The organism is Niastella koreensis GR20-10 (assembly GCF_000246855.1).
In the GTDB taxonomy this organism is placed as follows: domain Bacteria; phylum Bacteroidota; class Bacteroidia; order Chitinophagales; family Chitinophagaceae; genus Niastella; species Niastella koreensis.
Genome location: NC_016609.1, coordinates 5,553,871 through 5,575,174, shown reverse-complemented (window position 1 = coordinate 5,575,174; position 21,304 = coordinate 5,553,871). Strand labels below are relative to the sequence as shown.

Genomic DNA, 21,304 nt, shown 5'->3' with positions numbered 1-21,304 from the left:
TTGAAACAGGTTGTTGTACAGCCTGGGATTGTCGACGCTCCTTGTATTTTTTTGGCTACATTTGCCGGGAATTAAAGGGAAAACAGGCAAATATTTTTAATTTTTTCTTATTTTTTTCTTTTTTAGTGCGATAATCATATCTTTGCGCTCCTTAAAATTATATGGGTAAACAACCGCTGATTAAACAGGATGGAGTTATTATAGAAGCTTTATCGAACGCTATGTTTAAGGTAAAACTTGAGAATGGGCATGAGATACTGGCAACCATTTCCGGCAAAATGCGGATGAACTACATCAGGATTTTACCTGGTGATAAAGTGGGAGTGGAAATGAGCCCTTATGATTTAACGAGAGGAAGGATCATATTCCGTTATAAATAGTTGTAAAGCACTATAAATAAATAAACGTTATGAAAGTTCGTGCATCAATAAAAAAGCGTAGCGCCGATTGTAAAATTGTGCGTAGAAAAGGCCGGTTATATGTGATAAACAAAAAGAATCCGCGCTACAAGCAAAGACAAGGTTAATCTTAACCAATAACATTGTGATTTGCTTCATTAATAAAATTAAATAATAAAAGAAAGATATGGCTCGTATTGCCGGTGTAGATTTACCCAAGAATAAGAGAGGCGAAATAGGTCTTACCTATATTTTTGGAATCGGTCGTGCAACTTCCCAGTATATCCTGACCAAAGCAGGAATTCCACTGGATAAGAAAGTTCATCAATGGAATGATGACGAACTGAATGCAATCCGTAACATTATTACCAACGAACTGAAAGTAGAAGGTCAATTGCGTTCTGAAGTGCAAATGAGTATTAAGCGTTTGCTTGATATCGCTTGCTACCGTGGTTTACGCCATCGTAAAGGTTTACCTGTTCGTGGCCAACGTACACGTACCAACAGCCGTACCCGTAAAGGAAAACGGAAAACTGTTGCCGGTAAAAAGAAAGCACCTAAGAAATAAGAATAGCTACAAGCTGCGAGCTGCAAGCTTCAGGCAAAATGCAAAATGTATTTGTATTGCTTGTAGCCTGAAGCTTGTGGCTTGAGGCGTTTTTAAATATTGCACCAATAAACAGGTCAGTAACAGATGCAGGTGCAGGCGGAGTATTGATCTGGCTCCCGCTTAAACGGGATTATTTTTAAACTTTAAGATTACCTAACAACAATCATGGCAAAAGCACAACAGCCCAGCGCAAAAGCCGCTGCGAAGAAAAGAATTGTGAAGGTGGACACCTATGGTGATGTTCACATTTCTGCAAGCTTCAACAACATTATCATCAGCATTACCAACAAGAACGGCCAGGTTATTTCCTGGAGCAGTGCCGGTAAAATGGGTTTCAAGGGTTCTAAAAAGAACACTCCTTATGCTGCCCAGATGGCCGCTGCTGACGCTGCGAAAACTGCATTCGATGCAGGCGTGAAAAAAGTTGATGTATATGTAAAAGGACCCGGCGCCGGTCGCGAGAGCTCTATCCGCTCTTTGTCTCAGAACGGTATTGAGATCGCAATGATCAAAGATTGCACTCCGCTGCCTCACAATGGTTGCCGTCCTCCCAAGAAAAGAAGAGTATAGTAATATTTTATGATTTAGTGATTTGGAACTCCAGGTCACTAAATTTATTTATATATTTAAATAGGATACACGATTGATTTTTAAGATTTTTAGGATCGTGTATCGTCACCAAAAAATCTAACTATAATAACAACATGGCACGTTACACTGGTCCAAAAACAAGAATCTGCCGTATTTTCGGCGAGCCTATCTTAGGCAATGGTAAATATCTGTCAAAGAACAGCAACCCTCCCGGTCAGCATGGTCCTTCTAAAAAACGTAAAGCTCCAGGAGAGTATGCATTACAGTTGAAAGAAAAGCAAAAAGCTAAATATACTTACGGCGTACTGGAAAAACAGTTCCGCAAAACCTTTGAAGAGGCTGCTCGTATTAAAGGTGTTACCGGTGAAAACCTCATCAAATTGCTGGAAGCCCGTTTGGATAACGCCGTTTATCGCCTGGGTATGTCTCCTTCACGTCCCGGCGCCCGTCAGCTGGTATCTCACAAACACATTACCGTTAACGGTGCAGTAGTGAACATTCCTTCTTATCAATTGCAACCTGGTGATATCATCGGTGTTAAAGAAAAAGATAAAGGAAACACTGCAATTACCAGCGTATTCCGCGGTAAAAACGCGAAGTTCAGCTGGCTCGACTGGAACGAAGCTGAGATGAGCGGTACTTTCGTGGCTTATCCAGAGCGTGAAAGCGTTCCCGAGAACATTAAGGAGCAGTTGATTGTTGAGTTGTATAGCAAGTAATCGTGAAGGCTGATCCGTATCGGTGAAACGCTTACCCTAATCACTCACATTCACAGTTCGACTAACGTAAAAAACAGAATTTTAAAATATGGCAATTTTAAATTTCCAGAAACCTGACAAAATAGTTTTACAAAAAGCAACGGAATTTGAAGCTCAGTTTGAGTTTCGTCCGTTAGAGCCTGGTTACGGTGTAACCATTGGTAATGCTTTGCGCAGAGTATTGTTGAGTTCATTGGAAGGGTTTGCTATCGTAGGTATTCGTATTGAAGGTGTAGACCACGAGTTTGCTACCATCAAGGGTATTACTGAAGATGTGCTGGAGATCATCCTGAACCTGAAACAGGTTCGGTTCAAGAAGAAGGTAGATCATGAAGTGAGCCAGGAGAAAATCACCCTGAGCATTAAGAATAAATCAGAATTCACAGCCGGAATGATCGGAGAAGCTACTCAAAACTTCGAGATCATGAACCCCGATCTGTTGATCTGTATTCTGGATTCTTCAGCTAAGCTGGATATTGAACTGACCGTTTCAAAAGGTCGCGGATATGTTCCTGCTGAAGATAATAAAGTGAAAGATGCACCATTTGGTTACATCCCAACTGATGCCATCTTCACCCCGATCAAAAACGTAAAGTATGCTATCGAAAACACCCGTGTTGAACAGCGTACTGACTACGAAAAGCTGATCATGGATGTTTCTACCGATGGTACCATTCACCCTGAAGAAGCGGTGAAACAAGCCAGCCGGATCCTGATCCAGCACCTGATGATCATCACCGACGAGAACATCACTTTCGATAACAAAGAAGATAAGAAAGAGGATGTGGTGGATGAGCAAATGCTGCAACTGCGCAAAATACTCAAAACCCCACTCGAAGACCTCGATCTGTCTGTACGCGCTTTCAACTGTTTGAAAGCTGCAAAGATCAACAGCTTGAGCGAGCTGGTTCAATACGAGCAGGAAGACCTGATGAAGTTCAGAAACTTCGGTCAGAAGTCATTGGCTGAAATTGAGCAGGTGCTGGCTGAAAGAGGTTTGCACTTCGGTATGGATCTCAGTAAGTTAGGTCTGGATAAAGAAGAACTTTAGTTAATTAGCTAATGTGATAATTAGCTAATTTGATAATGCTTACGCGGCCTTCGAAATCCACGTTTTTGAATTATCATATTATCTAATTATCGCATTATCACATTCATAATGTAGACTGTAATTCCTGACACGGTACAGTCGATAAAACAAAACGTCATGCGTCACGGCGACAAAATTAACAACCTGGGCAGAACGGCCTCCCACCGGAAGGCGTTACTGAAGAACCTGGCTAGTGAACTGATTAAGCACAAGCGTATCAACACCACATTAGCAAAAGCAAAAGCACTGCGCACCTTTATCGAGCCGCTGGTAACAAAGGCTAAAGAAAATACGACGCACAACCGTCGTGTGGTGTTCAGCTACCTGCAGAACAAAGAGGCAGTTACCGAACTGTTTGGCGCAATCGCCGAGAAAGTTGGTGGCCGTCCTGGTGGTTATACCCGCGTCATTAAGCTGGGTATCCGCGTGGGTGATAATGCTGAAACAGCTATGATTGAACTGGTAGACTTCAACGAAATCTACGGAAAAGGAAAAGGCGAAGTTAAAGAAGCTGCGAAGAAAACACGTCGTAGCGGAAGTGCCCGTAAAAAGGCTGATGACACTGCTGCCGCTCCTGCCGCTGAAGCAACTGAAGAAAAACCAGCTAAAAAAGCAGCGAAGTAAAAATGACCGAATTGGTTCATATAATGAAGTCCCGACCGCAACGTCGGGACTTTTTTTTGCCTGCCGGGATAGGATTTAAATTTCTGATTTTCGGGAACCTGTGACGTTGAGATTTGTTAATACTCTTAAAGCATTATAAATCGCAAAAATCTCTAAATCCCAAAATCCTGAAATCAGATTTATTGTGTTATTTTTGCAAAATTTTTTTATAGTAAGATGTCGAATACGCTACAAAAACCCGCTGTTTTGTTATTGGAAGATGGCACCATTCATTATGGTAAAGCCTTTGGAAAAATAGGCACTACAACTGGTGAAATTTGTTTTAATACCGGGATGACCGGTTACCAGGAAGTATTTACCGATCCCAGTTACTACGGACAAATTGTTATTATGAACAGTGTGCACGTAGGTAATTATGGAACTAAAGACACTGATGTTGAGTCGGATAGTGTGAAGATCCGCGGAATGATCGGTCGCAACCTGGAAGAACAATACAGTCGTAAACAGGCTACTGAATCACTTGATCAATACCTGATCAAAAACAATATCGTGTGCATAGAGGGGGTTGATACCCGCGCGCTGGTAACGCACGTACGCACAAAAGGCGCCATGAACTGCATCATCTCCTCAGAAATAACCGATGTTGAGGAGTTGAAAAAAGAACTGGCTAAAACGCCTAACATGGACGGCCTGGAGCTGGCCAGTGTGGTAAGCACCACCAAGCCTTATACCCTTGGCGATCCCAATTCACCGGTTAAGATTGCGGTGCTCGATTTTGGCACCAAACAACACATTCTTACCTGTATGGTGGAGCGTGGCGCCTATGTAAAGGTATTCCCGGCTAAAACGCCTATCAGCGAGCTGAAAGCCTTTGCACCCAATGGTTATTTCATCTCCAACGGTCCTGGCGACCCGGCAGCGATGGATTACGCCATCATCACCGTAAAAGATGTGCTCAAAGAAAAGGTACCCACCTTTGGCATTTGCCTGGGCCACCAGTTGATTGCCCTGGCTAATGACATCGATACCTATAAAATGCACCATGGTCACCGCGGCCTTAACCACCCGGTTAAGAACCTGTTGACCGGTAAATGCGAAGTGACTACGCAAAACCATGGCTTTGGTGTTGATCCTGAGTCTGTTAAGAAGGCTAAAAATATCGAGGTTACCCACGTGAACCTGAACGATGAGTCTATCGAAGGCATCAGAATGAAAGATCAACCGGCTTTCTCGGTTCAATACCACCCCGAAAGCACGCCTGGTCCGCACGACAGCCGTTACCTGTTCGATGACTTCATCAATTTGATTAAAGAGCATATGAACTAATATAAAAGGGTGGGTAAAACCACCCTTTACACAGAACGCTTAACGCCGAAGGCCTGACGCAAGGCTCTCTTTGTTGGGTTTTCGCGTTCAGCGTTCAGCATTATGTGTTCAGTGGTTTTTTCTCCTTAAGATTATGAAAATAGCTATCATCAACGGCCCCAACCTGAACCTGTTGGGCAAACGCGAACCCGGCATTTACGGCAGCACGTCCTTTGAAGATTACCTGGTTACTTTGAAAAACAAGTACCCCCAGGTGGATATTCATTACTACCAGAGTAATGTGGAAGGCGAGCTGATCAATGAATTACAGCGGGTTGGTTTCGACTATGATGGCATTATTATGAACCCCGGCGGTTATACCCATACTTCAGTAGCTATCGGCGACGCCATAGCGAGCATAAAAACCCCGGTGGTGGAAGTACATATCTCCAATGTACATGCACGTGAGGAGTTTCGTAAACTGTCGCACGTATCAGGTAAATCGGCCGGCAGCATCATCGGGCTTGGTTTAAAGGGCTATGAATTAGCCCTGTTGTATCTGATGGACAAATAATTATTGCGACTTCCTGTATCTTTTTCTTGCTCACCAATAATAGGTAAACTTAGCAGCGTTCCCATTATGTAAAAATTGATGATTTATTATCTATAAACATATGGGACGAATACGTTTAATACTTATCGTTTTACTGTTTGTATCGTTGCAGCAGCTGGCAGGTCAAACCCAAAAAGGTTTGCGGCGGCAGCCTAACAGTGCAGATACTATAGCTGCGAGATTTTCCATGTGTAATACGATCCGGGGCGATACTGTTATGTTTAAATTTCCTACTGATTATGAAGGGTTACGCAGGTTTTTTCAAAAAAAACTGCGGTATCCGGGCGACATTGAAGACACGGTGGAAACCACGCTCTGCAGGCTTTACTTTTTTATTGACAGGGCAGGTAAGGTAACTGATGCCAGGTGCGATGCCGGTTCAACTGAGGTTCTTGCCAGGGAAGTTATCCGGGTGGCCTGTAAACTGGGCGCCTTTGCGCCCGGTTATGTAAAAGGTAAACCCGTTGTTACCAGGGTAGAAACCCGCATTCTTTTTTATGACCCGCATGTGGCGAACCCTGATAAGCTTGCTGAAGAGCATAAAGCCGATATTTTATTGGGCGCCGGCATTATCTGCCGACTCCCTGCCAATCGCGGGCATCCGCATTAATTTTAACATTGGCCCATCGGTCTGCCGGCAATGAAAAAGCCTGGGTTGGCGTTATTATTGCGGGTTATTACATTATGAAATCTGTTACAATGCGTTTGATCCTATTTGTGTTCCTGTTGAGTTCTATGAACAGCTTTGCCCAATGGAAAAGCTATAAGCTTACCTCATCGGGCGATACCCTGAACCGGATTGATAAAATTAACCGTAAATGGGGCCCCTGGAAAAACCATTTCGATGGCGTACGGGGCGAGGCCGGGTATGAGGAGGAAGGCTGGTACGAAAAAGACCGTAAGGAAGGGGAGTGGCGTTTGTATTCCCTCATGGGCGACCTGGTGGGTGTAGAATACTATAAATGGGGGCTTAAGGACAGTATTTGCCGTTATTTTACTACAATGGGCCAACTGAGGCTGGAACAAAGCTGGAAGGCGCTGAACCCCGATAAAGAATATGATACGCTAGAAGTTGAAGACCCCGATAAATTTGATACCTACCACACGGTGATTATAAAAAATGAAGGCGCGGCCATTAAACACGGTACCTGGAAATACTACGATCCCGAAACCGGCCAGGTAGTTCGCTCTGAAGTGTACACGCTGGGAAAACTGGAAGAAACAGCCAAGGCCCCGGTAGCCACAGAAAAGAAAGCGGTAGCCAAACCAAAGGAAGTAGTGGAGTTTGAAAAGAAGAATTCGGGTAAAAAGAAGGTGAGGTACAAGGATGGAAGCGTAGGTGGTTAGTCAATAGCCAATATGCAATAAGCAACAGACAATAAAATACATTTAATATAAAAAGAGCCTCCCTGCACATCGGGAGGCTCTTTTATTCATATTACTATTGTCAATTGTCTATTTCTTAATAAAGTGGCTGGTTAATGTAACATTACCGGCTTGTGCTTTCAGGATGTAAATACCTTTTACGAGCGTGCTTACGTCAACAGTGGTGTTAAGCGCACTGCCATCGGAAGCCAGGTTCGAGAATTTCATCAGGCGGCCGTTGAGGTCAAACACCTGTAAAGCTACCTGGCCGTTCATCCCATCGGGCAGTTGTACCTGCAGTAAGTCCCTGGTTGGGTTAGGGAATACTGACATGCTGGTGGTTAACTGACCATCAAATTTAATGATGAGTATTTTGCTGTATTTAACGGAGCCATCGATATCCTGCATGTTCAACCGGTAATAGTTGCTGGCCGACATATAAGGGCTCACATCGGCAAATGAATAGTTTTTGGTAAGGCTGCTGGTTCCTGAGGCGGCAACCTGGCCAATGGCTTTGTAGGTTTTACCATCGGTGCTGCGCTCTATAACAAATTGTTTAACAGCTTCTTCGCTGCTGGTTTGCCATTGCAATACTACTTTGCTGGTTTGCTTTTGGGCATAGAACTGTGATAATACCAATGGCAGCGATACTGCATCGTTTTGGTAAGCAACTATAAGATTATCTTTTGGTGAACCTGTGGAACCTGCAACATAAATGCGGGTACTGTATAATGTCATAACATTTCCTAATTCATTCCCTGTAGAGGTAATGTCAGAAACAGTTAGTCCGCCAGTGCCAAAAGTAGCATCAAGCGTACCATCTGCTTTAAGACGTGCTACCAATAGGCCAAAGGTTGGAGATGGGGTGCCATCAGTTGAGCCTGCCAGCACCATTTTGCCATCATTTTGCAAAGCAATGGCATTGGCGCCATCATCATTATTGGCGGCGCCACCGTTGTTAACGGTACTGATGCCTGGTATTGCCCCGGAGGGGTTGAACGTTGCGTCCAGTGCACCTGCAGTGGTTAAACGAATTACCGCCATATCACCGCCCGACAGCGCTACACCGGTTGATTTACCGGCCAATAAGATCTTGCCATCAGATTGTAATGCCAGTGAATAGCCAAAGTCTTTTGACCCGGCTGTTCCTCTGGTCGCCAAATCAAAAGTAGCTACGCCGCCGGTACCAAACCCTGCAGCGTCGAGCGACCCATCTGAATTATACCGGATCACTGTAAAGTTGGGATCGGTGCCATCCGCATCGCTAGTTCCGCCAACTACAATTTTACCATCAGGCTGGATGGCAATACTTTGAGCAACATCGTTACCTGCAATATGAGTAAATACTTTACCCCCGGTGCCAAACCCCGCATCAATAATACCTGCAGATGAATAACGAACCACAGCAAAATCTTTGGTGCCAACGGTGGAGGTACTGTACCCTGCCAACACAATGCTGCCATCAGTTTGTGTTGCTATCGCGTAAGCTTCGTCGTGTCCGGCAATATCGGTTTCTACCCAACCATCGCCACTGGACCCAAAAGTTAAATCGGGCGTACCGTTAGGCTGCAATTTCAATAAAGCAAAGTTCTTGGAAGTGGGATAGTCAGAACCTGCCAGCAGTATGGAGTTATCGCTCAATAATTTTATAGCATAAGAAGGAGCATTATCGCCTGCATTTCTTCTTTGACTGAAGGTGCCGCCAGTGGCAAACGTGCCATCCACTGTACCATTAGCTAAATAACGTGTTACGGTAAAAGCTTCGTTATCCACATAAGAAACTACCAGGATCCTTCCATCGGGATACGTAGTTATTCCTGCAGCATAATCATTAGTGCCTACCACAGAATTCGTAACATATCCGGGCGTACCAGATGAGTTAAATGTCGGGTCTATGCTTCCTACCTGGGCGTTTGCGCACAGGCATAAAAGGGCCATTGTGAGTGTAGAGGTAAACTGCTTCATAAGTATATATTGTCTTTAGATATAAGCTATTTTAAGGAACATGGAAATTGTAATGAAGTTATTTCAAAGGAATTGGCCGGTGTATTAACACAAGAGGATGGAACGTCAGAACCTGCCAGCGCCAATAAGGATTAATGGAACAAATAATAGTTTGTTATTGGAAGATTGGAGCCTTAAAACATTGGCAATTTCAAAGGAATTGAATGCTATATTAGAAATAAAAATCCAGATTAAGAAGCAACATTGAATTTTAATTTCAGCCCTGGCAAAAATAATGTATTCAGTACCAATATGCAATCAGCAATTTATCCCCATAAGGGTATACCATCAGGCAGGAATGTTATTGATAATCCATATGCTAATCATAGCGCAAAAAAAATCGCCCCGACAATGCCGGGACGATCTGTTTATATGGATCTATTGAATTAGAATCCTTTTTTCTTCTCCTGCGCTTTTTGCATAGGTGTTACCCCCATTGACTGTCCGCGCGGTTGTTGTTTTGCTTTGTAGATTGAAAACCTGGAAGGTGTTGGCATGGTTCCCCAGCTGTTGTTTGACTCATCAATATCTGCTGTTTCACGCATGGGGTCCAGTTTAATGGAAGCCACTTCTTTGTTTTTTACAAACAGCTTGTTTACTGATTTTTCATTGTGACGCCAAACCTGGGCAGGAATGCGGTCTACCTGTTTGCTGCCATCTTTAAAGGTCCATTCAACAATGATGGGCATAACCAAACCACCTTTATTGCTGAACTCTACCTGGTAGAAAAATTTATCGCCAGCTTTTTGTTTCGTAGCATCATCGGCCTGCTCGGCAATAGAAGGATTGGTAACCTGGTAAGCCGTGGTGTCCAGTGTTTCCAGTCCGCGATCATAACGCCAGTAGAAATCGTGCAACGTAGTATCCTGGTCGGTCAGGAAGTGGATGTTTTTGTCATCCCGGTTGCGTTGTTTGGAAATGTCATCAAAGGCGGTAACCATTGGTTTATCCTGTTTGGTAACCACTTCGTCACCTGGTATGGCGCCGTTGGGATCAACCTTAAAGGATTTTACCGAGTCGATAGCGATATCGCAGGCGTCGGTTCCAAAGAACCAGCCGCGCCAGAACCAGTCAAGGTCTTCACCGGAAGCGTCTTCCATGGTGCGGAAGAAGTCGGCCGGCTCGGGATGTTTAAATGCCCACCGGCGTGCATACTCTTTAAACGCATAGTCGAACAGTTCGCGGCCCATGATGGTTTCGCGCAACATATTTAAACCGGTAGCGGGTTTGGTATACGCATTGGGACCAAAACCTATAATGTTCTCTGAGTTAGACATAATAGGCTCCAGCTTGTCCTTAGGCAATTTCATATAATCCACGATGGCCCAGGCTGGTCCTTTTCCGCGAATAGGAAATTTATTATCGTACAATTCTTCTGTGAGGTATTCTACAAATGAGTTCAGGCCTTCATCCATCCAGCTCCATTGACGCTCATCGCTGTTAATGATCATGGGGAAGAAGTTGTGACCCACTTCGTGAATGATAACGCCCAGCATGCCATATTTGGTGGCTTCGCTATAAAAACCATCTTTATCGGTACGGCCGTAGTTGAAGCAGATCATCGGGTATTCCATGCCATTGGCAGCTTCAATACTTTGCGCTACAGGGTAAGGGTAGGGGATAGTGAATTTGGAATACGATTTAATGGTATGAGCTACAGCCTTGGTGGAGAACTTGCTGTACAAACCATAGGCTTCCTTGCCATAAAAGCTCATACACATGATCTTTTTGCTTTCTACAACGGCTGGCATGGCATCCCATACAAATTTGCGGGAAGAGGTCCAGGCAAAGTCGCGTACATTATCCGCCTTGAAGATCCAGGTCTTCTTTGTTTTGCTTTTGGTGGTCTCTGCTTTTTTAGCTTCATCCAGCGTTACTATCTGAACGGGTTCTTTAGCTGTTTGTGCTTTGGTATAACGCGCCATTTGTGCGGGCGATAATACCTGTGCATAGTTCTGGCATTCGCCGGTGGCGCCCACCATATGATCGGCAGGCACGGTCATTTGCACCTTAAAGTTGCCAAAGGTTAATGCAAACTCCCCACGGCCGGTGAACTGGTGGTTCTGCCAGCCCTGGAAATCGCTGTATACGCACAGGCGGGGATACCATTGGGTTATAGTGAACAGGTAATTGCCATCTTCGGGGAAATATTCATAACCACCGCGGCCGCCAAAGGTAAAGCGGTCGGCGATCTTGTAATTCCAGTTAATGTTGAAGGCGAATTTTTGTCCGGGTTTTAATGCAGTTGGTAACTCAACCCGCATCATGGTTTTGTTGATGGTGTATTTGAGCGGTGCACCCAATGCATCGGTTATTTTTACGATGTTACAGCCATAACCATTGTCTGAAGTAACTTCTTCAAAACGCTCAATCTGGGCTGCATCCAGCTGTTTGGGCAGGCCGCTGCCGGTTTGGTAATTGGCGTTTTTGGTCGAGCTGTGCTGGTTCTCATCCAGCTGCAGCCACAAATACGTAAGCGTATTGGGCGAATTGTTGAAATAAGTGAGGGCCTCGCTGCCGGTCAGTTTCAGGTTGGTTTCGTCGAGTTCGCACTTGATATCGTAATCGCATTTTTGTTGCCAGTACTTAGGACCGGGCGCACCACTGGCGGTGCGGTATTCGTTGGGTGTTGGCAGTATGGTGCCCAACTGTTCAAATTTATTTCCGTGGTTCGAACCCGGATTGTTCTGTATGTTCTGGCCCTGTGCGCCATTATACAGTGCAGCTACAGCAAGAGCCAGAAGCAAGAACTGTTTTTTCTGATTCATCATGGTAGTTTTTATGATATGGGAATCTTTGATACGCTAAAAAGAGTGAAATCACCAAAATTAAGGCAGATGCACCTCGCAACCATACAATTCTTGGTAATTTAAGAAGTTGCACTACTAAATAAGATAAGAGCAGCACAATGAGCACAATGAGCAGCTGTGCGGCTTCTATGCCAAGATTAAAAGCCAGCAAATGACCTATCAACCCTTCCTTACCTTCAAGGCTCAGGAACTGCCCGGCAAAAGCCAGCCCGTGTATTAAGCCAAAGAACAGTGCAAAAAAATAGATCACCGGTAACCGCTTTTGCTGTTCGGTTTTGCGCTGCACCATGTTATTTATACAGGTGGCGGCAATCGTAAGCGGTATCAGGAACTCTATCCAGCCGGCATTTACATGAATATAATTCAGGGCGCTCAGCGCCAGCGTTAATGAATGACCGATGGTAAAGGCCGTCACCAGCACCACTACTTTTCGCCAGTCCTGCCACAGATAACGCAGGCACAAAGCGGTAACGAACAGGATGTGGTCCCATGCATCAGGGGTGAGAATGTGGTCAATTCCCAATTGAAAATAAAATGTAAAATCCTGCATATTGCCGTGAAGGTGTTAAAATAATTAAGAGATTTGTAACCTTAAAATTTTCATGTTTAATGGTAATACTACTATTTAAATGGTTGTTCTTTTCTTTAGCATCCTTTAGCGGCGGCCATTCAGGCGAGCCTGCAAGTTCCCTGGCGCGCCACCCGTTGTTTGTAAGTGTTACCGAAATGAACTACAATGCCGCTGATAAAGACCTGGAAATAAGCTGCAAAATCTTTACTGACGACCTGGAGAAAACGCTGGCGAACGTATACCACACCAAAGTTGATCTGAGCGCCCCTGCCAATAAACAGGCGAACGATAAACTGATAAACGATTACATTAAAACCCATTTGCAATTAAAGCTGGATGGCAAAGCAGTAACGCTGAGCTTTGTTGGTTTTGAAAAAGAGAACGATGCGCTATGGAGTTATTTTGAAGTGGATAATGCCACCACGGTGCCTAAAAAGATCGACGTGGTGAATACCATCCTATATGAATCATATGATAAACAAATGAATCTGATGCATGTGACTGTTGCCGGCAAAAGACAGAGCAACAAATTGAATTACCCGGATAAAGAAATAAGTTTTCAGTTTTGAAATCGTGAATCGTGAATCGGCAGTACCGAATCGTGAAACGCCAAACGTGAAACATGAAACGCCCTATATGCAGTATTTCCGCCTGGATTTCACTTTCTGATTTTTCATTTAACATTCTTCATTCTTCATTTCCCTGCATTCACTTCAACATTCAACATTCGATATTCAATATTTCACGCTTCCTCCGTCCCATCTTTCATATCCTCAAGAATCTCCTGCGACGCCGTAACCAACACCTTGTCAATCCGCTGTGCGTCCATATCAATGATCTCGAACTGAAAGCCTTTCCACTCCATGGTATCGCCGATGTGCGGAATGCGCTCCAGCTGATGCAGGATGAACCCGGCCAGGGTATCAAACTCCTGTTCTACTTCACTCATCCACTCGGCTTTGTAGAAATGGCTCAGGAAATTATAGAAAGGTATTTGTGCATCAACCAGGTACGACCCGTCTTTGCGTTTTACGATCTCGTAGGAATCATCGTTTTCTTCCGGCATTTCACCTACCAGGGCGGTTAAGATGTCATTTAACGTAATCATGCCCTGCAGGCTGCCATATTCATCAACAATAAAGCAGGAGGGTACCCGCTGTTGTTTAAACCGCTCCAGCAGGCGGTAGGCCGTGATGTTCTCGGGCACAAACAGTGCAGGTTTCATAATCGACTTAAAAGCCAGGAAATCGTTGGTAACGTACAGGTCTTTTAAGCTTACAATGCCTTTGATATTATCGAGGTCTTTATCGCAGATAGGATAAACCGAGTGTGGTTCTTTAATGATCTTGTCGCGAATGGAATCTTCCGTATCGTTCAGGTCGAACCAGATCATGTCACTGCGGTGCGTCATTAACGAGGTGATATTGCGATCGCTGAGGTGGAATACCCGCTCAATGATCTCCTGCTCCACTTCCTCGATGGTGCCCTGCTCGGTGCCTTCACTGATGATAGCTTTGATCTCTTCTTCCGTAACGTTGTTGTCGGCCGTAGCTTTTATATTCAGGATCTTCAAAAACAGGTTGCTGGTTTTATTCAGCAGCCACACAAAAGGGTGGGTGGCTTTGGAGAAATACAAAACCGGCAGGGCCACAACGCGGGCTATTTTTTCGGCCTTTAATAAACCGATTCGTTTGGGGATCAGCTCGCCAAATACTATTGAAAGAAAAGTAACAATTATTACAATGATGGTAGTGGAAATAGGCTGGGCGTAGGGCCTGATAATCTCAATTCGCTGGAGGGAAGGTTCCAGGTACTTCCCGAAACGTTCGCCAGAGTACACACCCGTAAGGATAGCGATGAGGGTGATGCCGATCTGCGCCGCCGACAGGAATAATTCAGGGTTATTGGCCAGGTCCAGGGCTTTACGGGCGGAATCGTCGCCTTTGTTGGCCAGATTCTCTAACCGGGTTTTTCGAACCGATACCAGGGCTATTTCCGACATTACAAATAAACCATTCAAAAAGATCAAAGCCAGTAATATAAAAATTTCCATTAGCCGGGTGGTTTGGTTAAACTAAGATACTGTAAGCATTCCTATTCGCTTATGAAATAGTTTGCTTAACACAAGACCTATTCCAATCCCCAGGAGCGCTCCGCAAAATACATCAAAAGGGTAATGAACCCCTACATAAACCTGGGTATAGGCGATAATAAATGCCCAAACAAAAAAAAGATTGGCCCATTTGCCCATAACCGGCCGTAAAGTGGCGAAAAAGAACATCGCCTGGGCAAAATGATTGGTAGCATGGGAGGAGGTAAAACTGGAGCTGCCCGGACAATAATTTATAAAAAAACGCAATTGAGGTCCAAGTACTTCGTCGCGGCAGGGCCTGGTTCGCCAGATGGTTTGCTTTATTACCTGGCTGCTGATGAGGTCGCTCAGGGCGGCGCAGAGCACAACACCCATTACCCACCACCAACCTTTTATGCCAAAATTGGTTGTTACAAACAACAATAAGAACAAATACAGGGGAACCCATGTTAATGTTTCCCTGACAAACGGTAAAACCGTATCAAAGAACGAATTGCCCCAGTTCTGGTTTATATGGGTAATAAGCCAGGTGTCTACGGGCTGAATTAGTTGCCAGAATGTTAAGAGGCAGGCGGGAGAGGTAACAATCATATAATACAAAAATAAAAAACTATAATTTTAGGCCTTATTTTCTTATTTCACTACATATGTCGAATATTCCTAAGCTGACCCGGTGGATCTTTTGGACAGGATTGATATTCCTTGCATTATTCACGTTCATGAGGCTCGGGTTGTATTTTTTTAGTCATCAACAAAGTTATGGATTGAGCCAGTTGGGTGGAGCATTTTTCCTTGGTCTCCGCTACGATTTAAGAATGATTTCCATCTTGTTGGTACCCATGCTCGTTTTGGGCAGCATTCCGGTATTGCACCCCTTTACCAGTAAACCGGGCAAAAAGATCTGGATGACGATCCTTGGCATTGGCTCCGTGTTCGCGCTTTTCTTCTTTGCTGTGGACTTCGCGCATTATGCCTACCTGGAACAACGCCTCAACGCCAGCGCCCTCAATTACCTGGAAGATGCAAAGATTTCCATGGGCATGGTTTGGCAATCGTATCCCATCGTGCGCCTGGTGCTGGGCATTTTGCTGATGGCAGCCCTGTTAATATGGATCTTCAACCGCGTGCACCGATGGGTGAGTAAACAAACCTATACCGGTACAAAACGCAGCCGCATATTTTTCTTTACCGGAACCTTTTTAGTGTGCGGATTTTTCATTTTTGGCCGGTTAGCCCAATTCCCATTGCGCTGGAGCGACGCTTTTGCACTGGGAAGCGATTATAAAGCCGGTTTGTCGTTAAACCCCTTTGAAAGTTTTTTCAGCTCGCTGAAATTCAGACATAGCAGTTTTGATCAAAAGAAAGTAAAAGAGCTGGCCCCGGTGATCGGCAGCAATTTACATTTTACGCCCGCAACCGATCCGCTGAGTTTTGCCCGCCAGGTGGCGCCGCGGCCAGGTGCGTTAACTACCCGGCCCAATATTGTGCTGGTGATCTGCGAATCGTTCAGCGCTTACAAAAGTTCTATGTTTGGCAATCCGCTGAACACCACCCCATTTTTTGACAGTTTGTGCCACCAGGGTGTTTTCTTCGACCGGTGTTTTACGCCTACTTATGGTACAGCGCGCGGGGTATGGGCCACTATTACCGGCACGCCCGATGTGGAAATGCCAAAAACAGCCAGCCGCAACCCGGGTATGGTAGACCAGCACACCATCATCAATAATTTTAAAGGGTACGATAAATTCTATTTTCTGGGTGGCAGCACCAGCTGGGCCAACATCCGCGGGGTGCTCACCAATAATATCGACAGCCTGCATTTGTACGAACAGGATGATTATTCCGCCAAAAAGATAGATGTGTGGGGCATTAGTGATAAGAACCTGTTTTTGGAAGCCAATAAAGTACTGGCCAAAGAGGAGAAACCTTTCTTTGCCATTATTCAAACGGCCGATAACCACCGCCCCTATACGATCCCGGAAGAAGACCAGGCCGAATTTCAAAAGAAACAGTATCCCTACGATTCATTAACCAAATACGGATTTGAATCAAACGATGAAATGAATGCCTTCCGCTATACTGATTTTGGTTACCGCAAACTCATAGAAGCGGCGCGTAAGGAAAAGTATTTCAATAACACCGTATTTGTTTTTGTGGGTGACCATGGTATTGTTGGCAATGCGGATGCGTTATTTCCGCACGCCTGGACTGCGCAACGGTTAAATACCATGCATGTGCCTCTGTTGTTTTATGCACCGGGTTTACTGGCGCCGCAACGCATTCACAACATCGGCTCACAGGTTGATGTGTTGCCTACTATTGCCGGTTTAAGTAACATTCCTTACCGGAACAGCACATTGGGTAAAGACCTGCTCGATTCTGCCACTACCGGCTTTGCCTTTGTATTTGACCCGGATAACAATATGACCGGTGTGGTAAAAGATGGGTATTTATACCGCAAACAATTGATGACTAAAAAAGAAGAACTGGTTTCCATCATCAATAACGACCCCGTTCCTAACGATGCTGCACACGCCGCCATTATGCACGACATGGGGGTGCTCACAGATGCCTTATACGAAACAGCGAAGTATATGTTGTTGAATAATAAGAAAGCGGGAAAGTAATGTGATAATTAGCTAATTCGATAACGGGAAGACAATTCCCGTAAATAAAACAGCTCACGCGAAGCACTCACGTGAGCTGTTTTCATTATCACATTAGCTAATTCTTCTTAGCGATCATTATCATTCTTGGAGAATGCTTAACATCGTACGCATTCAGGTTATAATCACCGTAAACCTCTTTTAACTGAAGATGGTAATAGGCGAACATGTCGTTGAAATCGCCCAGGGAGAATTTGGAAACCCGTTCGGTAAATTCCAACGGTGCATCCAGGGCCTCATCTTCAATTTCTATCTTCTTGTAAAAATGCGTTTCATCATACCACTTGGTAAGGTAATAGGTAATGTCGTCAATCACTTTCTGTGACTTGTGCACCAGGTGGTCTTCGGCATAGTGAACATTCAGGTAATCGATCACTACGGTGCCGTTGGGTTTTAATGCATTGGCAATTGTTCTGATGGCATTGTAGTGCTCGCGTTCGGTTCTGAAGTAACCAAAGCTGGTGAAGAAATTAAACGCGTAGTCGAAATAATTTATCCAGAAGGGCAGCCGCATATCGTGCTCATAAAAATGCAGGTGGCTGTTTTCCTGTGCTTTGGCAATAGCAATACTGGCGGGGGCCAGATCAATACCGGTAACATCGAAACCATGTGCAGCCAGTAATTTGGAATGGCGGCCACGTCCGCAGGCAACATCGAGTAGCCGGGCATGTTCGGGAACACGCAGTTTATTCAGCAGCCTGGTAATAAATGCGGAGGCTTCTTTTTCATCGTGTTCAAAATATAATTTGTGGTAGTAAGGGGAATTGAACCACTCCTTAAACCAGGTGCTGCTGTTGAACATGAAGGCAGAAAATTTAAGCAAAAGTAGGGGAGTAATTCAATAATTTACCAGGCAAGTACAATGGATTATGTATACACCGTACATTTCTTACATGAATAATTTAACCCATAATTAATTGAAAAGGTGTTTTTTATTCATTGTTTTCCACATGTTATTCTTCATATCCAAAATGTCTTTAATTTTCGCTTATCTTCACTTTTCTGATTCCGATCCTGTAAAATACCCTAATCTGGTAGTCCCTGCTAACGGCCAAACACTTATTTTTGTAATAATTACTGATAAACCCTGTTTATTGTGGCATTGATTAAAAGTATATCTGGCATTCGTGGAACGATCGGAGGTAAAACCGGAGAAAATCTCACTCCCCTTGATGTGGTAAAATTTTCCGCTGCCTTTGGTAGTTGGTTGCTTGAAAAAGGTTCAGGCAATAAGATTGTAATTGGCCGCGATGGTCGTATCAGCGGCGCTATGGTGCAGCAACTAGTAGTGAATACACTAACAGGGCTTGGCATTGATGTAGTTGATATTGGCTTATCTACCACACCTACCGTTGAACTGGCAGTAGTGTGGGAAAAAGCTGCGGGTGGTATTATTATTACCGCCAGTCATAATCCCAAAGAATGGAATGCATTAAAGTTGTTGAATGAACGCGGCGAATTCATCAGTGCAGCTGATGGCGCCCTGGTGCTGGAAAAAGCTGAAAAAGAAGATTTCAATTTCGTGTCAGTCGACAAACTGGGTTCTTATACCGAGAACAATACCTACATTCAAAAACACATCGATACCATTGTAAATTACCCACTGGTTGATGTGGAGGGCATTCGCCTTAAAAATTATAAAGTGGTGGTAGATGTGGTGAACTCAACCGGTGCACTGGCCATACCACCATTATTAAATGCATTGGGTGTTGAAAATGTAATTGTGCTGAATGAAGAGATCACCGGCAAATTTGCTCACAATCCTGAGCCATTGCCAGAGAACTTAACGGCATTAAGCGCTGCAGTGCGTAACCACAAAGCCGACATTGGTATTGCGGTTGACCCTGATGTAGATCGCCTTTGTTTTGTTTGTGAAGATGGCAGCATGTTTGGCGAAGAATATACGCTGGTAGCTGTTGCGGACTATGTGCTCAGCAAAAAAGTGGGCAACACGGTGAGCAATATGAGCAGCACCAAAGCCCTGAAAGAGATCACCATTAAACATGGCGGACAATACTATCCTTCTGCGGTGGGCGAAGTGAACGTGGTTAATAAAATGAAGGAGATGGAGGCCGTGATAGGCGGTGAAGGCAACGGCGGTATCATTGTGCCAGACCTGCATTACGGCCGTGATGCGCTCATTGGCATTGGTTTATTCCTGAGCTCACTGGCTACGCATAAAAATGGTATCCGTTCTTTCAGGGCACGCTATCCCGATTATTTTATCTCCAAGAATAAAATTGAGCTGCAGCCCAGCATCGATGTAAAAGAGATCTTCGAGAAGATCAAAATAAAATACAAGAACCAGCCGATTAATACCGAGGATGGTTTAAAGATAGAATTCGACAGCGACTGGGTTCACTTACGTACCTCAAACACCGAACCTATTATTCGCATTTATGCCGAAAGTAGTTTTGAAACTACAGCTAATAACATAGCACTCCGGTTAATGCACGACATCAAGGAATTTATATAATTCAAAAAACGGCCTTTTTGTTAGATAATTTCGGCCAAACAAAGTGAATTATTGAACAATTAATGGTCAGCAGGTGTTTTTGATAGGGTGCGTGTAATTCAATCAGACCAGGATTTCTATTCAAATATTTTATTCAATTTTGCTCCGCCCCGGCGGGGCATTTTTTTTAAATACAACTACATGGGCAACCAGCCTGCGCGGATATATTTTGATAATGCAGCTACCACATCGCTCGATCCGGTGGTACTGGAAGCTATGATGCCTTATTTTACCGAAAAGTTTGGCAACCCATCTTCTATATATTCCTACGGACGGGAAAGCCGCCTGGCCATTGAGAACGCCCGTAAATCGGTGGCGAAGATCCTGCATGCACATCCGGCAGAGATCTTTTTTACATCGGGTGGAACCGAAAGTTCCAATACGGCCATCAACGCCGCTATTCACGACCTGGGCTGCCGGCATATTATTTCTTCTCCGCTGGAACACCATGCTACCTTGCATACGGTTGAACACCTGGTTCGTAAAGGCGAGGTTACCTTAAGTGAAGTAAAACTGTTGCCAGATGGCCATGTTGACCTGGACGACCTGGAACGCCTGCTGGCCGGCAGTACAGAGAAATGCCTGGTTACGCTCATGCATGCCAATAATGAAATTGGCAACATGCTCGATCTGCATGCCGTAGGTAACCTGTGCAAAAAGTATAATGCCATCTTCCATTCAGATACGGTGCAAACAGTAGGGCATTTTCCCTTCGACCTGCGCAATACTCCCGTACACTTTATTACCGGTGCGGGCCACAAATTCCATGGCCCCAAAGGCGTGGGCATTTTGTATGTAAATGAAAACGTACAAATACAACCATATATCCATGGCGGGGCACAGGAGCGCAATATGCGGGCCGGTACAGAGAACCTGTATGGCATTGTAGGTTTTGCGAAAGCGCTGGAACTGGCTACTGAAGGCTTTGAGGCGGACAGTAACTATATAAAGGGGTTGAAAATATATATGATGGAACAGGTGAAACAAGCCTTGCCTGATGTTGATTTCAATGGCGACCCGTTGGGCCGCAGCCTGTATACCGTGCTGAGCGTTTCATTACCCATGACCGGGAAATCCGAAATGATCCTGTTTAACCTGGATATAAATAATATTTGCGTGAGCGGCGGCAGCGCCTGCACCAGCGGCGCCATGCAGGGTTCGCATGTCATTGCGGCCATCAATAACGATCCCAACCGGGTTACCGTTCGTTTCTCCTTCAGTAAATACAATACCAAAGAGGAGATTGATTTTGTAGTAGCGAAGCTGAAGGAGATGATTTAATACCGGCTTTT

At 44.6% G+C, this 21,304-nt stretch carries 21 protein-coding genes; 15 read left to right on the top strand and 6 right to left on the bottom strand.

What is annotated here, in order from left to right; all coding sequences use genetic code 11:
- Nucleotides 1-161 precede the first annotated feature (161 nt).
- The 11 genes from infA (at nucleotide 162) to NIAKO_RS21825 (ending at nucleotide 7,336) form a co-directional block, all read left to right on the top strand.
- On the top strand, nucleotides 162-380 hold the full coding sequence (gene infA / locus NIAKO_RS21870) for a translation initiation factor IF-1 (RefSeq protein ID WP_014220632.1): 219 nt from the start codon (nucleotides 162-164) through the stop codon (nucleotides 378-380).
- Nucleotides 381-409: 29 nt separating this feature from the next.
- The gene (gene ykgO / locus NIAKO_RS37905; RefSeq protein ID WP_014220631.1) at nucleotides 410-526 is read left to right on the top strand and encodes a type B 50S ribosomal protein L36; all 117 of its coding nucleotides are present in this window, start codon (nucleotides 410-412) and stop codon (nucleotides 524-526) included.
- 59 nt (nucleotides 527-585) lie between these two features.
- On the top strand, nucleotides 586-966 hold the full coding sequence (gene rpsM / locus NIAKO_RS21865) for a 30S ribosomal protein S13 (protein ID WP_014220630.1): 381 nt from the start codon (nucleotides 586-588) through the stop codon (nucleotides 964-966).
- Nucleotides 967-1,173: 207 nt separating this feature from the next.
- Nucleotides 1,174-1,578, top strand: a complete 405-nt coding sequence (rpsK, locus tag NIAKO_RS21860; protein WP_014220629.1) for a 30S ribosomal protein S11 — start codon at nucleotides 1,174-1,176, stop codon at nucleotides 1,576-1,578.
- Between the two features lie 134 nt (nucleotides 1,579-1,712).
- A complete protein-coding gene (gene rpsD, locus NIAKO_RS21855; RefSeq protein ID WP_014220628.1) occupies nucleotides 1,713-2,318 on the top strand; it encodes a 30S ribosomal protein S4 in 606 nt (201 codons plus the stop codon).
- Between the two features lie 88 nt (nucleotides 2,319-2,406).
- On the top strand, nucleotides 2,407-3,408 hold the full coding sequence (locus NIAKO_RS21850) for a DNA-directed RNA polymerase subunit alpha (RefSeq protein WP_014220627.1): 1,002 nt from the start codon (nucleotides 2,407-2,409) through the stop codon (nucleotides 3,406-3,408).
- A gap of 156 nt (nucleotides 3,409-3,564) precedes the next feature.
- Entirely contained in the window at nucleotides 3,565-4,071 is a 507-nt protein-coding gene (gene rplQ, locus NIAKO_RS21845; protein WP_014220626.1) for a 50S ribosomal protein L17, read from the top strand.
- 216 nt (nucleotides 4,072-4,287) lie between these two features.
- Nucleotides 4,288-5,397, top strand: coding sequence for a glutamine-hydrolyzing carbamoyl-phosphate synthase small subunit (carA, locus tag NIAKO_RS21840; RefSeq protein ID WP_014220625.1), 1,110 nt, complete (start codon nucleotides 4,288-4,290; stop codon nucleotides 5,395-5,397).
- 133 nt (nucleotides 5,398-5,530) lie between these two features.
- Nucleotides 5,531-5,950, top strand: coding sequence for a type II 3-dehydroquinate dehydratase (gene aroQ / locus NIAKO_RS21835; protein ID WP_014220624.1), 420 nt, complete (start codon nucleotides 5,531-5,533; stop codon nucleotides 5,948-5,950).
- Nucleotides 5,951-6,050: 100 nt separating this feature from the next.
- On the top strand, nucleotides 6,051-6,599 hold the full coding sequence (locus NIAKO_RS21830) for an energy transducer TonB (protein ID WP_014220623.1): 549 nt from the start codon (nucleotides 6,051-6,053) through the stop codon (nucleotides 6,597-6,599).
- 89 nt (nucleotides 6,600-6,688) lie between these two features.
- Nucleotides 6,689-7,336 (top strand): toxin-antitoxin system YwqK family antitoxin, encoded by a 648-nt coding sequence (locus NIAKO_RS21825; protein ID WP_014220622.1) that lies wholly within the window; start codon nucleotides 6,689-6,691, stop codon nucleotides 7,334-7,336.
- Between the two features lie 108 nt (nucleotides 7,337-7,444).
- Here the strand turns inward: NIAKO_RS21825 and NIAKO_RS21820 are convergent, their stop codons facing one another.
- The 3 genes from NIAKO_RS21820 to NIAKO_RS21810 all read right to left on the bottom strand — a co-directional run bounded on the left by NIAKO_RS21820 (nucleotide 7,445) and on the right by NIAKO_RS21810 (nucleotide 12,718).
- On the bottom strand, nucleotides 7,445-9,319 hold the full coding sequence (locus NIAKO_RS21820) for a T9SS type A sorting domain-containing protein (protein ID WP_014220621.1): 1,875 nt from the start codon (nucleotides 9,317-9,319) through the stop codon (nucleotides 7,445-7,447).
- 425 nt (nucleotides 9,320-9,744) lie between these two features.
- Nucleotides 9,745-12,129, bottom strand: a complete 2,385-nt coding sequence (locus NIAKO_RS21815) for a M1 family metallopeptidase (RefSeq protein WP_014220620.1) — start codon at nucleotides 12,127-12,129, stop codon at nucleotides 9,745-9,747.
- Nucleotides 12,071-12,718, bottom strand: a complete 648-nt coding sequence (locus NIAKO_RS21810; protein WP_014220619.1) for a HupE/UreJ family protein — start codon at nucleotides 12,716-12,718, stop codon at nucleotides 12,071-12,073. The genes NIAKO_RS21815 and NIAKO_RS21810 overlap by 59 nt, the downstream gene beginning before the upstream one ends.
- Nucleotides 12,719-12,777: 59 nt before the next feature.
- On the opposite strand from NIAKO_RS21810, the gene NIAKO_RS21805 reads away from it, so the two are divergent.
- Nucleotides 12,778-13,308 carry a DUF6702 family protein gene (locus NIAKO_RS21805; protein WP_014220618.1) on the top strand — a complete coding sequence of 177 codons (531 nt, stop codon included), beginning with the start codon at nucleotides 12,778-12,780 and terminating at the stop codon, nucleotides 13,306-13,308.
- A gap of 173 nt (nucleotides 13,309-13,481) precedes the next feature.
- Here the strand turns inward: NIAKO_RS21805 and NIAKO_RS21800 are convergent, their stop codons facing one another.
- Both NIAKO_RS21800 and NIAKO_RS21795 read right to left on the bottom strand, forming a co-directional pair.
- Entirely contained in the window at nucleotides 13,482-14,792 is a 1,311-nt protein-coding gene (locus tag NIAKO_RS21800) for a hemolysin family protein (RefSeq protein WP_014220617.1), read from the bottom strand.
- A 21-nt stretch (nucleotides 14,793-14,813) separates the two neighbouring features.
- A complete protein-coding gene (locus NIAKO_RS21795) occupies nucleotides 14,814-15,422 on the bottom strand; it encodes a phosphatase PAP2 family protein (RefSeq protein WP_014220616.1) in 609 nt (202 codons plus the stop codon).
- A gap of 224 nt (nucleotides 15,423-15,646) precedes the next feature.
- On the opposite strand from NIAKO_RS21795, the gene NIAKO_RS21790 reads away from it, so the two are divergent.
- Nucleotides 15,647-17,458 carry an LTA synthase family protein gene (locus NIAKO_RS21790; RefSeq protein WP_041347137.1) on the top strand — a complete coding sequence of 604 codons (1,812 nt, stop codon included), beginning with the start codon at nucleotides 15,647-15,649 and terminating at the stop codon, nucleotides 17,456-17,458.
- 97 nt (nucleotides 17,459-17,555) lie between these two features.
- Here NIAKO_RS21790 and NIAKO_RS21785 read toward each other — a convergent pair whose 3' ends face one another.
- Complete coding sequence (locus NIAKO_RS21785; RefSeq protein WP_014220614.1) at nucleotides 17,556-18,299, bottom strand: class I SAM-dependent methyltransferase; 744 nt, start codon at nucleotides 18,297-18,299, stop codon at nucleotides 17,556-17,558.
- 294 nt (nucleotides 18,300-18,593) lie between these two features.
- Here NIAKO_RS21785 and glmM point away from each other — a divergent pair, with 294 nt between their 5' ends.
- Together glmM and NIAKO_RS21775 are read left to right on the top strand one after the other, a co-directional pair.
- Nucleotides 18,594-19,973, top strand: a complete 1,380-nt coding sequence (gene glmM, locus NIAKO_RS21780) for a phosphoglucosamine mutase (RefSeq protein ID WP_014220613.1) — start codon at nucleotides 18,594-18,596, stop codon at nucleotides 19,971-19,973.
- A 180-nt stretch (nucleotides 19,974-20,153) separates the two neighbouring features.
- Nucleotides 20,154-21,293: a cysteine desulfurase family protein gene (locus NIAKO_RS21775; protein WP_014220612.1), complete on the top strand. Its 1,140-nt coding sequence runs from the start codon at nucleotides 20,154-20,156 to the stop codon at nucleotides 21,291-21,293.
- The last annotated feature ends 11 nt before the right edge of the window (nucleotides 21,294-21,304 follow it).

Coding starts and splice junctions, on each gene's coding strand:
- infA (WP_014220632.1), top strand. CDS start 162: ATGGGTAAACAACCGCTGATTAAACAGGATGGAGTTATTATAGAAGCT.
- ykgO (WP_014220631.1), top strand. CDS start 410: ATGAAAGTTCGTGCATCAATAAAAAAGCGTAGCGCCGATTGTAAAATT.
- rpsM (WP_014220630.1), top strand. CDS start 586: ATGGCTCGTATTGCCGGTGTAGATTTACCCAAGAATAAGAGAGGCGAA.
- rpsK (WP_014220629.1), top strand. CDS start 1,174: ATGGCAAAAGCACAACAGCCCAGCGCAAAAGCCGCTGCGAAGAAAAGA.
- rpsD (WP_014220628.1), top strand. CDS start 1,713: ATGGCACGTTACACTGGTCCAAAAACAAGAATCTGCCGTATTTTCGGC.
- NIAKO_RS21850 (WP_014220627.1), top strand. CDS start 2,407: ATGGCAATTTTAAATTTCCAGAAACCTGACAAAATAGTTTTACAAAAA.
- rplQ (WP_014220626.1), top strand. CDS start 3,565: ATGCGTCACGGCGACAAAATTAACAACCTGGGCAGAACGGCCTCCCAC.
- carA (WP_014220625.1), top strand. CDS start 4,288: ATGTCGAATACGCTACAAAAACCCGCTGTTTTGTTATTGGAAGATGGC.
- aroQ (WP_014220624.1), top strand. CDS start 5,531: ATGAAAATAGCTATCATCAACGGCCCCAACCTGAACCTGTTGGGCAAA.
- NIAKO_RS21830 (WP_014220623.1), top strand. CDS start 6,051: ATGGGACGAATACGTTTAATACTTATCGTTTTACTGTTTGTATCGTTG.
- NIAKO_RS21825 (WP_014220622.1), top strand. CDS start 6,689: ATGCGTTTGATCCTATTTGTGTTCCTGTTGAGTTCTATGAACAGCTTT.
- NIAKO_RS21820 (WP_014220621.1), bottom strand. CDS start 9,319: ATGAAGCAGTTTACCTCTACACTCACAATGGCCCTTTTATGCCTGTGC.
- NIAKO_RS21815 (WP_014220620.1), bottom strand. CDS start 12,129: ATGATGAATCAGAAAAAACAGTTCTTGCTTCTGGCTCTTGCTGTAGCT.
- NIAKO_RS21810 (WP_014220619.1), bottom strand. CDS start 12,718: ATGCAGGATTTTACATTTTATTTTCAATTGGGAATTGACCACATTCTC.
- NIAKO_RS21805 (WP_014220618.1), top strand. CDS start 12,778: ATGGTAATACTACTATTTAAATGGTTGTTCTTTTCTTTAGCATCCTTT.
- NIAKO_RS21800 (WP_014220617.1), bottom strand. CDS start 14,792: ATGGAAATTTTTATATTACTGGCTTTGATCTTTTTGAATGGTTTATTT.
- NIAKO_RS21795 (WP_014220616.1), bottom strand. CDS start 15,422: ATGATTGTTACCTCTCCCGCCTGCCTCTTAACATTCTGGCAACTAATT.
- NIAKO_RS21790 (WP_041347137.1), top strand. CDS start 15,647: ATGATTTCCATCTTGTTGGTACCCATGCTCGTTTTGGGCAGCATTCCG.
- NIAKO_RS21785 (WP_014220614.1), bottom strand. CDS start 18,299: ATGTTCAACAGCAGCACCTGGTTTAAGGAGTGGTTCAATTCCCCTTAC.
- NIAKO_RS21775 (WP_014220612.1), top strand. CDS start 20,154: ATGGGCAACCAGCCTGCGCGGATATATTTTGATAATGCAGCTACCACA.